The 12,514-nt window shown below is 44.1% G+C and carries 10 protein-coding genes; 3 read left to right on the top strand and 7 right to left on the bottom strand.

Annotated elements, in window-relative coordinates:
- Positions 1 to 41 precede the first annotated feature (41 nt).
- Positions 42 to 563, top strand: coding sequence for a YqhA family protein (locus J4N44_RS04185; RefSeq protein ID WP_017818955.1), 522 nt, complete (start codon positions 42 to 44; stop codon positions 561 to 563).
- A 109-nt stretch (positions 564 to 672) separates the two neighbouring features.
- Here J4N44_RS04185 and J4N44_RS04180 read toward each other — a convergent pair whose 3' ends face one another.
- The 5 genes from J4N44_RS04180 to znuA form a co-directional block, all read right to left on the bottom strand.
- The gene (locus J4N44_RS04180; protein WP_005382192.1) at positions 673 to 903 is read right to left on the bottom strand and encodes a FeoC-like transcriptional regulator; all 231 of its coding nucleotides are present in this window, start codon (positions 901 to 903) and stop codon (positions 673 to 675) included.
- Entirely contained in the window at positions 900 to 3,176 is a 2,277-nt protein-coding gene (gene feoB, locus J4N44_RS04175) for a Fe(2+) transporter permease subunit FeoB (RefSeq protein WP_005446432.1), read from the bottom strand. The genes J4N44_RS04180 and feoB overlap by 4 nt, the downstream gene beginning before the upstream one ends.
- Positions 3,176 to 3,403, bottom strand: a complete 228-nt coding sequence (locus J4N44_RS04170) for a FeoA family protein (protein ID WP_005426705.1) — start codon at positions 3,401 to 3,403, stop codon at positions 3,176 to 3,178. Before J4N44_RS04170 ends, feoB begins: the two co-directional genes overlap by 1 nt.
- A gap of 780 nt (positions 3,404 to 4,183) precedes the next feature.
- Entirely contained in the window at positions 4,184 to 7,561 is a 3,378-nt protein-coding gene (locus tag J4N44_RS04165) for an AraC family transcriptional regulator (protein ID WP_252044866.1), read from the bottom strand.
- A gap of 212 nt (positions 7,562 to 7,773) precedes the next feature.
- Positions 7,774 to 8,655: a zinc ABC transporter substrate-binding protein ZnuA gene (gene znuA, locus J4N44_RS04160; RefSeq protein WP_017188397.1), complete on the bottom strand. Its 882-nt coding sequence runs from the start codon at positions 8,653 to 8,655 to the stop codon at positions 7,774 to 7,776.
- A 78-nt stretch (positions 8,656 to 8,733) separates the two neighbouring features.
- On the opposite strand from znuA, the gene znuC reads away from it, so the two are divergent.
- Positions 8,734 to 9,522: a zinc ABC transporter ATP-binding protein ZnuC gene (gene znuC, locus J4N44_RS04155; protein ID WP_009698581.1), complete on the top strand. Its 789-nt coding sequence runs from the start codon at positions 8,734 to 8,736 to the stop codon at positions 9,520 to 9,522.
- Positions 9,515 to 10,300 (top strand): zinc ABC transporter permease subunit ZnuB, encoded by a 786-nt coding sequence (znuB, locus tag J4N44_RS04150; protein ID WP_009698582.1) that lies wholly within the window; start codon positions 9,515 to 9,517, stop codon positions 10,298 to 10,300. Before znuC ends, znuB begins: the two co-directional genes overlap by 8 nt.
- A 70-nt stretch (positions 10,301 to 10,370) precedes the next feature.
- Here the strand turns inward: znuB and sucD are convergent, their stop codons facing one another.
- On the bottom strand, positions 10,371 to 11,243 hold the full coding sequence (sucD, locus tag J4N44_RS04145) for a succinate--CoA ligase subunit alpha (RefSeq protein WP_005436989.1): 873 nt from the start codon (positions 11,241 to 11,243) through the stop codon (positions 10,371 to 10,373).
- A complete protein-coding gene (gene sucC, locus J4N44_RS04140; RefSeq protein WP_005446426.1) occupies positions 11,243 to 12,409 on the bottom strand; it encodes an ADP-forming succinate--CoA ligase subunit beta in 1,167 nt (388 codons plus the stop codon). The genes sucD and sucC overlap by 1 nt, the downstream gene beginning before the upstream one ends.
- Positions 12,410 to 12,514 lie beyond the last annotated feature (105 nt).

Genomic DNA, 12,514 nt, shown 5'->3' with positions numbered 1-12,514 from the left:
AAAACTTGTGTAGACTGCCAACTCAGTTAGAGAGGGTCATCATGAAACAAGTCTTCAACACATTCCGATACGTCAGCTGGATCGCCATCATCTGTTCTATGGCTGCTTCATTCTTGCTTTTTGTTATGGGCGCAGCAAAAACCTATTCGGCATTTGCGGTCTTCATTCTCAATCAAACACCTCCAGAAGCACTCGCACATTTAGATAAAGCAGACATCGCGATCGCATATTTGATCAAATCACTGGATACGTTTCTTGTCGCACTAGTTTTGTTCATCTTTGCTCACGGCATCTACACACTGTTTATTTCCAACAAAGCTAAAGCGAAAACACAAGAACCGTCGGTTTTGCATTGGATCAGAACCCCAAACATCGGCCACCTAAAAAACATTTTGGCTGAAGTCATCATCGTGATCTTGTTTGTGAAGTTCTTAGAGCTCGTGCTGATTAACTTCGACAGCTTAGATTGGACGATCTTAACATTACCTATTTCGATTTTAGTTTTAAGTCTTGGTTTGAAGTTCCTAGGGTTAGGCGTGACTAAACACTCTGAAGAGCATTAATTTCGCTGTATTCACAAACAATAACCAGCAAAAGAAAAGCCGCATCATTGCTGATGCGGCTTTGTCGTTTTTACGTAATAACTTTTTAGGTGACTAATTTTGACAATCGCTACATGGTGACTGTCAAAGACAAACCATCTTGTTTAGTCACTGAGTAGCGAACACGAGTCACATCATGAGCTTTATTAGTGTCGACTAGGCGGCTAATTTTGCCCTTCTTAATCCACACGTTTAACATCGCGTCGGCGCCATCTTCACTCATCCCAAACTGTTTAGCCAGATCTGACTGGGAGACGGTTCCTTTGTCTGCAATGTATTGATAAAGCTCTTTTAAAATCATGCTACTTGCGCCTCTAATGCACCGTTTTGTTTCTTACCAACTTGTTTGAACACGCGGTAGGTACCAAAGAAGATAGCAACGATCACAGCCATCCAAATACCACTTGTCACTGGGCTATCTGCGAAATGCGTCAATTGGTTGTAGAACGTCGCACATAGGTAAGCTAAGCCCATTGTCCAAACCGCGATAAAGCGTGCGAACTTATGACCAAACTCACGTACGTAAGCACCCATCGCCGCCACACAAGGTGTGTACAGTAGGATAAAGATTAGGTAAGCAAATGCGGCATTGCCAGAAGCAAACTGCGATTTGATGTTACCGAAGATAGAAGCATCGACTTCTTGTTCTTCTGCAACTGCATTTGAGTCAGTTAAGTCACCCACTTCAATGCCTAGTGGATCTGAGTAGCTCAAACCTGCTAGGTTTTCAGGGATACTCATTACTGCCTCTTCTAGGCTGCCCATTAGGTCAAATTCTGCGTCTTCACCATCGCTTGGTGTAGTGTATAGGCTGTTAAGCGTACCAACTACCGCCTCTTTTGCGAAGATACCGGTAATGATACCTACCGTCGCCGGCCAGTTGTCTTCTTGAACACCGATTGGCGCGAATACTGGAGTCACAACTTGCGCTGCTTTAGAAAGCACAGAGTTTTCGCTGTCTTCGTTACCAAAGCTGCCATCAGTACCCAATGAGTTGAAGAAACTCAGAATAGCAACAACGATAACGATGGTTTTACCTGCACCAAGAACGAAGCGCTTTAGCTTTTGCCAAGTTTTGATCACCACGTTTTGTAACGTTGGAAGCTCATAGTCAGGCATTTCCATTACTAGGCTGTCACTGCTACCTGGGTAAAGCGTGTGCTTAAGGAAAAGCCCCGTGAAGATCGCTGCCACAATACCAAGTAGGTAAAGTGCGAATACAATGTTCTGACCAGAACCTGGGAAGAATGCCGCAGCGAATAGTGCGTATACTGGTAGACGAGCACCACATGACATAAATGGCGCCATAGATGCAGCTAGTTTACGCTCACGCTCTTGATCTAGAGTACGGGTTGCCATGATTGACGGTACGTTACAGCCAAAACCAAGAACAAGCGGTACGAATGCTTTGCCTGGTAAACCAATCTTCTGCATCACTTTATCTAGTACGAATGCGGCACGAGCCATGTAGCCTGAGCTTTCTAGTACCGCTAAGAACAAGTACAAACACGCGATAACTGGAATAAAGGTTGCAACCGTTTGGATACCACCACCAATACCATCAGCAAGCACCGTCACTAACCACACAGGCAAATGACCGTCTAACAAGTGGTGTCCACCATCAACCAACAGAGCACCGACACCGATATCAAAGAAGTCGATGAACGCACTACCAATGTTGATAGAGAACATGAACATTAGGTACATAACAATGAAGAAGAATGGAATGCCCACCCACTTGTTCAAGATAAATTGGTCTAGCTTTTCAGTCACACTGCGACTTAGCTTGCCCTCACTGCGACGTACTTTCTTACACTCTTCATGAAGGTGTGTGTATTTTGTATCTGCAACATGTAAGTCAACATCAAGCTCAAGCTCGGCAATCGTATTTTCAACACTATTGCGGTCTGCATCCGACATGCTGTTAAGGACCAGTGCATCTTTTTCCAGTGCACGAATTGCTAGAGCACGGTTAGAAACGGTTTGATCATTGAAAAGAGCCGAAACGTTGTTGATCGCCGCTTCCATTTGTTCGCCGTAATTCAAAGCGATGTCTTTTAGTGCAACACCTTGAACCACTGACTTGTGCAACTTCTCTTTAAATTCTGCAACTTGTGCTTTATTTGTCGCTGATAGGCTAACGACTGGACAACCCAAGGTTTTTTCTAGTTCTGCAACATTGATGACTTGGCGTTCACGCTTCAGTGCGTCCATTTTGTTTAATACAACAATCATAGGACGACCAAGTTCACGCAGTTGTAGCGTCATGTATAAGCTGCGCTCAAGACTCGTTGCGTCTACTACGTTGATAATCAGATCAGCAGGGTGCGTCAAAACCGCACGCGACGCGATAGATTCGTCGATACTATTACTGTCATTGCCACTGTCGAGGGAGTAGATACCCGGAAGGTCCGTCAGAAGAAATTCATCACCAGCATGTTTGAACTGACCAGTTTTCTTTTCAACCGTTACACCAGCCCAGTTACCAACTTGTTGTTTTGCACCAGTCAGGCCATTAAAAAGTGTGGTTTTACCGCTGTTTGGGTTACCAACAGTAAGAATTTGGTATTGCATTATGCTCGCTCCACTTCGATGTTTTGCGCAATAGTCTCTCGTAATGCAACAGAAACACCACGAACTTCAACTTGCAGTGGGTCTCCCATTGGTGCGCGTCGAATAACTTTAACCTCAGTATTAGGAAGTAGTCCCATTACCATTAGCTTTTTTCTGACGTCCGACGTAAGTCCTTCTAACAACCGAATTGTCACTGTTTCGCCAGGTTTGATTTCTGATAGCTTCATAGTGGCCCTTAAGAGTAGTGCAAATGATAAATATTATTATTAATAGTATAGGGCGCTAATGTTACTCTTCTATACCCTCTCATTCATTGTGTGAAATCAAAGATTTCATTAATGCTTTTGGCGAAATCTAACGTCAACTCCGTTAATTAATTTCACGTCATTTTCGTCAAAATTGAATATTTTCAGACAAATGCAAATTAACACAAGCGTAACATTTGCAGTTTCGAAAAATTAAAAAACCAATAAATTCAGCACCTTAAATAGAAAAAGGCAACTTGTCGCTTTTCTCACATAAAGCTGTCGTTATTTTTATAAGAAAAATAAGTAAGGTCTCGTATAGTTAACCCATCGAGAGACAACAGCCTCTCAAAAGAATTCCAGAGGTGGCATGGCAACATGTCACTCCGGCAGCAAGCGAAGGTGTCATTGACACCCGTGGTATAGTCCCCCCGGCTATACCACGATATTTTTTTCTTCTCTTTCTTCATTCGCTTCTCAATTAAGTCCCAATAATTCCTAAACGTTTTACTCGAACAAATCCCTGTTATTCTCATTATCTATCAACACTATATCGCCATTGTGCTGCACGTACTCTGCGTTATATAGCTCGAGCCCTTTATCACGCATCACGCATCACGCATCACGCATCACGCATCACGCCAGACTAAATGTCATTCCCTTGTGTCCAGAATCTATATTGAGCTCTTTACGATACCGTTTACCTTACAGACGTAAAAAAGCCCAACGCTAAGGCTGGGCTCGGTAATGTCGAATTAAGAGCTAGAGGCTTGTTTGGCTCTCTTGAGTCATTGCGAACTTAGAAGGTGGCAGCCCGAAATGTAGCTTAAACTTCTGGCTAAAGTACGACGGGTCATTAAAGCCGCAGTTAAAGGCAACTTCACTGATCTTCTCACCAGCGAGCAATTGTTCACATGCGGTTTCCAACCTAACTTCCGTTAAGTAGTCTTTCAATGTTCGTGAAGAAGCAGATTTAAATCGTCGTTGTAGGCTTCTTTCTGACATGTAGAGCATCTTCGCTGCAGACGCTGTACCAAATTCTGGGTCGTGATAATGTTCTGCGACAAGTTGATACACTTTCATCAACCATTCTTGTTCCGGCGATGTATCTTGCTGTGGTTTCTCTACTTCTGCAAACTCCGGCAAGACCTCTTCGACATGACTCGGTTCTTGAGCACATGGCCACGTGATTTCAATTTTATTTTGAGCATCCGACGCAAACATAGATAAATGACCACCGCTGACCGCCACCAATTGAGGCAAATTATCCATACTTAAATCAACATTGCTGCTGTTTGATGGTCGCATCGTCGAAGCCTTACTCGGTAACTGGGTACCATGATCGATAAAACTTAACGAGACAATGTCATTCCCCTCCTCCAATACCAGCTTAACCGACTGCCCTCTAAAAGAGCGTTTAATAATATTGGCGAAGATGCTGTTAAAAATGACATCAAGATTAAAGCTTTCGAGTGAAATACGGCTCGCTTTGTTGTCATCTTCTAACTCAACACTAATGCCAGCTTTAGTGAAGTCCTCTCGCCACACATCAACGACGGACTGGGTAATCTGGCTTAAGTTATAGTTTTGACTACCATTGCTGGTATCTTCTGGTGAGCTCTTAAGCTCGTTCAATTGCCAATAGGTTTTAGAAAGGTGATCTTGAGTTACTGAATCTAAATCCAGTGGAAGCTTATGGGCAATCGAATCCACACTAGATTTAATTGATTGTGCAACATGGTCCACCAGCAAGTTTCTCACTTGAATTTGCTTTCTAAGCTGTTGATTGCTCGTCAATAGAACTCGACTTTGATGACGTAACTGATTGGTTTTTAATGTCACCTGCGCCGCTAGATCACGGTTCGCTTGCAATACAAATCGCGAACGCCAGTACATCAGGAGTGCTAACGTTGCGATCGTAATTAACGTAAATCCAGATATTGCCAACTTTGACAAATACCAAGGCTTGAGTACCGTAAACTTAGATTCAAGTCCAATCAAACCAGAGGCGAGCTGTGAGTCATTACTTACTTGAAGGTGATAATCTCCGGAATTTAAGTGCTCTAGTGTTAACTGTCCACCTTCCAAAGATTGCCATTGTTCACTCTCATTCAAGCGATAGTAGAGGTTTTGGTTATCTGGTTTTGGCATCACACCAAACAAGAAACTCAATGAAGACCCATAAGGCAACTTCATATCTTCTAAGTTAGAGCTTCCTACTTGAACAACATCATTTTCCAACATGACTTGGCTAACAATAAGTTTGGACTCTGGCGTATTAGACACTAGCAGTTTTGATGAATCAGCTTTCACTAAACCGTATTGAGATCCAAAGATAAGTTGGCGGTCACTATCCTCTGAACGTCGAATCAGATTACAAACGCCTGGAAGAAATTCATTATTAATTAAGCCTGAAGAAGAGGAATAGTGCTTCATCAACTGACCGGAGAGATGGTAATAGCTTAACCCTACCGATGAAGCGAGCCAAACCCCTTCAGAATCACTCAGTAAACAAGTGGGCCGAGAGTTTGAAACACTCATTTCCATCACCTGCTTTTCGTTACGACCCGGGATGGTTCGAAAAACACCGTAAGCAGATGCAAACCACTGGGAGCCATCATTGGCAGTAATGATATCAAGCGACTCTCCGTACTTTTCAGAGAAACGGTTAAAACGAATCCGCTCTCCATCATACTCATAGACACCGTGATCGGTACCAATCAGCAGCAACTCTTCTTTGTCATACAAACGAGTAATTTTGGCAGGTAGATACTGACTCACTAACCAGTCACTGCCAAAGTTACGCATTTCTTGCTTTTCAGCGTCGATATTAAACAGTTGATAACCACTTGATACCCACAATCGGCTCGCCCCGTCAGCCACAATATGATCAACGGCTCGTCCTGCAATGACTTGCAAATACGGGAAGGTCATTGGGGTTAAGTTCTCAAGATCGAATATTTCAAGGCCATTTGCTGTCGCTATCCATAACTTATCACCTTGAAAAGCGAACTCATTAATCTGAGAAGATAAATCTAAAACCTCACTAATTGCCTTGGGTCCTGAGCGATAAAGCTTATGATCATCAGCAAACCAAAGCGCACCATCAGGTCCCGTCAACGTTTGGCGGATTCGCCCAGAAAGTGTCAATTGATCGTAACTACTGAACGTTGTTCGCTCGAATTTTTTACTAAATAATGAGTAATAACGAATACCTTGGTTGGTAGCAATCCACATACCGCCCATGTTGTCGTTCAATAACGAGTAGATCTTAGTGGTCGCTAATTCCAGCTCAAGGAAGCTTGCCGGGGTGACTTGAGTTACATCTCCGCTTAAGAACGAATACAAATAAAGCCCTTGCTCCGTTCCGACCCAATACTCTTGGTTGGTTTCTGCAAATGTAAGAACGTGAGATGTACCAATTCGAATGACAGGTTTATCTGGTTCGGAGATATTAAAAATCAGCGCGCCTTTTAGCGTTCCGACCAGAATCTCTCGACGAGTATGTGAGTAATACACTTTTTCTATGTAGTGTTTACCCGACGAAACAACATGGTTGAACTTGCTCCCCTCTGATAGATATACACCTGATGTCGTCGCTAACGCCCACTTCGTTTCGACGAAAATGGCGTCATTAATATAGACGTAACTGTTGTTACTATGCTGATAGAGTTGCAGTAAAGAGAAGGAGTTAAGTTCACTGGTTTCAATATTGTAGGTATAGAAATGCGCGCCGTCACTAACCCAGATAAAATTGCCAGATGAGCCAATCTTACGAATTTGAGAACCAGGATTGAGACTAAAGACCAAGCGACGTTCTTGGTTAGGGTAAGTCTGATATACCTCGTTTTCGATAAACGTCCAGAATGAGCCTTTGTGGTATGCCAGTTGTTCTACTTTCGCTCGTAGAAAACTGCCTGATTTTGGCAAAGTGGTTTGCCCATCATAAAACAGCACCCGTCCGTGGACATCGTGAATCCAAAGCCCACCATGCTCACCCGGGAACAATTTTTTTGCCGCAATAAAAGTCCCCTTAACCTGATTTGGCAAAGGGTAAAAGATCGCATTCGCTTCACTTGAAGCAAACGCTTGAAATGAGAGGATAAAAGCCCAGAAAAAGAGGGCTAATTGGCGCAGCAAGATAAAATCCTTACATGTATCAATACATGCGACTCATGGTTCACTCATGCCTTCCATAGCTAAGTGTCTATATGGTTATTTTGAGCCGCTAATTATTGATAATGATATCTCAAATCCTTTGATAGAAAAGACTCACTGCGCTTAAGGTTTGTAATTCTTACTGCCAGATCACGTTAAAAACGTATTCCGTGTAGAGAAGCACAACACAATTGTTACTTTTCGCTCAAACATTGACTAAAGCTGTTGGACATTCCTTTAAGAAATTCGAAGTAACTTCCAGATTTCACCTCAACCTCACTACCCAGCGGATCAAGAACACCTGAACGAACGTCACTGCCGCGCATCACACTCTCAATAACCGCCGGAGTAAACTGAGGTTCAGAGAACACGCACGCTACATCACCGGTTCCCAACGTTTTACGGATACGAATCAGTGTTTTTGCACCAGGTTTACGGTCCGGTGAAACGGTGAAGTGACCCATTTGATTCAAACCATAACGCTCTTCAAAATACCCATAAGCATCATGGAATACGAAGTAACCTTTATCTTTGACTGGAGCAAGCTGCTGTTTAATCTCAGAATCAGTCGCGTTCAACTTTACTTCAAATTTCTTCAGGTTGTTGGCGTACGTATCGGCATGTACTGGATCAACTTCCGCTAACTTGTGTGCAATTGCATTAGCGACCTGTTGTACTGTTTCAACACCCAACCAAAAATGAGGATCATGTGTACCATGGTCATGACCATCGTGATCATGAGAATGCTCGCTACCAAACTCTCGCAGCGACAAACCTGGAATTTGGCTTAGTGTCAGTGTGTTCCCTCTATCTGTCACCACTTTTTCAAGGAATGGTTCGAGGTCATGCCCATACCAAATCACCAGATCCGCTGCTGCTACTTTCTGGACATCAGAAGGGCGCAACGCGTAATCATGCGGAGATGCATTGTTTTGTAGCAATACGTCCGGAGCTGTTACGCCTTCAGTAAGCTCGGTCGTGATCATTTGAATTGGTTTGATACTGGTTAACACAGTTACCGCGTGAGCAGGTAACGTTAATATTGCTGAGACAGCAAGAATAATAGCTCTTTTCATAGTTTTACTTGGGGTATGGCGTGGAAAGTGAGATAATGTTACATTATAACATTATTATTTTGCAAATGAGTTTCATTCATGTCTTCACTAGTCCGTCTTGAGCAACTGTGCGTCGAGTTTGACGAACGCAGAGTTCTCGACAATATCACTATGGAATTAGAAAAGGGCAAGATCACCACCCTAATTGGTCCCAACGGAGCGGGAAAATCGACATTAGTCAAAGTCATTCTAGGTCTCCAAAAACCGACCAGCGGTAAGTTAACGAAGCAACGTAAACTGAAAATTGGTTATGTTCCTCAGAAACTGAAACTCAACGATTCACTGCCACTCAATGTCATTCGCTTTTTGAACCTTGCTGGCAAGTATAGCAAGCAGGAATGTCTCGATGCGCTACGCCTTGTTGGAGCTGAGCATCTCATCGCAAGTAACATGCACCGTCTATCTGGCGGAGAGAACCAACGAGTATTGCTCGCACGCGCCCTACTACAACGTCCAGAATTGTTGGTATTAGATGAACCCGCTCAAGGGGTCGATGTTCAAGGTCAGATCGATCTCTATGACTTAATTGAGAGCATCCGCCACCGATTTGACTGCGGTGTGTTCATGGTGTCTCATGACTTGCACTTAGTGATGGCTAAAACTGACGATGTGATTTGCTTGCATCATCATGTGTGCTGCTCTGGCTCACCGGCAACCATCACCCAGCACCCTTCTTACATTGCGCTGTTTGGTAATGCGACTCGAGAATCTCTGGCTTTTTACCATCATGATCATGAGCATCACCACCACGATTTAGCGGGTTCACCAGTCACTGGCGATGCTACATCTTGTTCAAACCATTCTCACGGACATCATCATCATGATTGAGTTTTTATTGCCTTCAATTCTGGCTGGTATTGGTATTGCGCTCATCGCAGGTCCACTTGGCTCATTCGTGGTTTGGCGAAAAATGGCTTACTTTGGCGATACCCTTGCTCACGCCTCGTTAATGGGGTTAGCGCTGGGCTTTTTACTCAATGTGAACCTATATCTTGCGCTACTAGTTTGCTGTTTAGCGTTAGCGGTCCTGCTTGTGACTCTGCAAAAACAACAGCTTGTGGCGACAGATACCTTGCTTGGTATTTTGGCGCACAGTGCACTGTCCATTGGTTTAGTGTCCGTCAGTTTCTTAGACAACGTTCGCGTAGATCTTATGAGCTACCTATTCGGTGACTTGCTTGCGGTCTCGCCACAAGATCTGATGTTCATCTACGCTGGTGTTGTTGCTGTAAGTGCGTGTTTGTACATCTTTTGGCGCCCACTGCTCTCCAGCACAGTCAGCGAAGAGCTTGCCGCCGTGGAGGGCGTGAATACCGATCTAGTGCGTTTGGTATTAATGCTGATGGTGGGTGTGGTCATAGCAGTAGGTATGAAGTTTGTTGGCGCATTGATCATGACTTCTCTACTGATTATCCCTGCAGCCACTGCGCGTAAAGTTTCCTCATCACCAGAGCAAATGGCATTGTTTGCCTCGATTATCGGTTCGATTGCAGTGTTAATGGGGTTAAGCCTATCTTGGCACTTCGATACGCCAGCAGGTCCTTCTGTTGTCATTAGTGCAACATTCCTGTTTATGCTTAGCCAATTGATTAGACGTAAAGCCTAATGTACTGATAGAAAAAGAAAAGCCTGCGAAATCGCAGGCTTTTTTGATGCTTTTGTAATGGTTTGGTTGATTACCAACCTGTCACTTCACGTAGACCTTTGCCAATCTCTGCTAGAGATTTCACAGTCTTAACGCCAGCCGCTTCTAGTGCTGCGAATTTGTCTTCAGCAGTACCTTTGCCACCAGAGATAATCGCACCAGCGTGACCCATACGTTTACCAGGAGGAGCCGTTACACCAGCAATGTAAGAAACCACTGGCTTCGTTACGTTTTCTTTGATGTAAGCAGCAGCTTCTTCTTCCGCAGTACCGCCAATTTCACCAATCATTACGATTGCTTCAGTTTCTGGGTCTTCTTGGAAAAGTTTAAGGATATCGATAAAGTTTGAACCAGGAATTGGGTCACCACCGATACCAACACACGTTGATTGACCGAAGCCTTCATCCGTTGTTTGCTTAACCGCTTCGTACGTTAGAGTACCTGAACGAGAAACGATACCTACTTTACCTTTCTTGTGAATATGACCAGGCATGATACCGATCTTACATTCATCAGGTGTGATAACACCCGGACAGTTTGGACCGATCATGCGAACGCCAGTTTCTTCTAGCTTCACTTTAACATCGATCATATCTGTTGTTGGGATGCCTTCCGTGATGGTCACGATAAGCTCAATACCCGCATCAATCGCTTCTAGGATTGCATCTTTACAGAATGGCGCTGGCACGTAGATTACTGTTGCTGTTGCGCCAGTCACTTCGACTGCTTCACGTACAGTGTTGAATACAGGAAGACCAAGGTGAGTTTGACCACCTTTACCTGGAGATACACCACCAACCATTTGTGTACCGTAAGCAATTGCCTGCTCTGAGTGGAAAGTACCTTGACCACCCGTGAAGCCCTGACAGATTACTTTAGTGTCTTTGTTAATTAGTACAGACATTATTTAGCCTCCGCAGCAGCAACAACTTTCTGAGCAGCATCTGTTAGCGACTCAGCAGCAATGATATCAACATCAGAATTAGCAAGAACTTCGCGACCTAGGTCAGCGTTAGTACCTTCAAGACGAACAACAACAGGTACCGTTACACCAACTTCTTTCACTGCACCAATGATGCCTTCTGCGATCATGTCACAACGAACGATACCGCCGAAGATATTGACTAGAACTGCTTTCACGTTGTCATCAGATAGGATGATCTTGAACGCTTCCGCTACACGCTCTTTTGTTGCACCGCCACCTACGTCTAGGAAGTTAGCCGGCTTGCCACCGTGTAGGTTTACGATGTCCATTGTACCCATCGCCAGACCTGCACCATTAACCATACAGCCAACGTTGCCGTCTAGTGCTACGTAGTTCAGTTCCCACTGAGCTGCGTGCGCTTCACGCTCATCTTCTTGTGAAGGATCGTGCATTTCACGAAGCTTAGGCTGACGGTATAACGCGTTTGAGTCGATGTTGATCTTACCGTCAAGACACAACAGGTTGCCTTCGCCAGTAATAACCAGTGGGTTGATCTCTAGTAGCGCTAGGTCGTACTGAGAGAACATAGTGCCAAGACCCATGAAGATCTTAACGAATTGTTTGATTTGGTCACCTTCAAGACCAAGTTTGAACGCGAGCTCACGACCTTGGTAAGCCTGAGGACCTACTAGTGGATCGATTGCTGCTTTGTGGATTAGCTCCGGTGTTTCTTCCGCAACTTTTTCGATTTCCACACCACCTTCAGTTGAAGCCATGAATACGATCTTACGGCTTGCACGGTCTACAACCGCACCAAGGTAAAGTTCGTTAGCAATGTTAGATGCTTCTTCTACAAGGATTTTAGTAACAGGCTGACCATTTGCGTCTGTTTGGTAAGTAACCAAGTTCTTACCTAGCCATTTTTGTGCGAATTCTTTTACACCATCTTTTGTATCGTGTAGCTCTACGCCGCCCGCTTTACCGCGACCGCCAGCGTGAACCTGACACTTTACAACTTTCTTTTCAGTAGTGATGCGACCCGCTGCTTCAAAAGCTTCTTGTGGCGTATCACATGCGTAGCCTTCCGGTACAGGCAAACCGAATTCTGCAAACAGCTGTTTGGCTTGGTATTCATGCAAATTCATTTTGATATTCCGTTTGTTTATCCCTTAAGGGATTTATTATTTCCATAACACCACTTCATGCGGTGCGTCTGTAGGGTCTTCTCAAATCAACTGCTTATAGATTAT

Origin of the sequence: Vibrio sp. SCSIO 43155 (genome assembly GCF_023716605.1) — a bacterium.
In the GTDB taxonomy this organism is placed as follows: domain Bacteria; phylum Pseudomonadota; class Gammaproteobacteria; order Enterobacterales; family Vibrionaceae; genus Vibrio; species Vibrio harveyi.
This window is presented reverse-complemented; position numbering and strand designations above follow the sequence as displayed.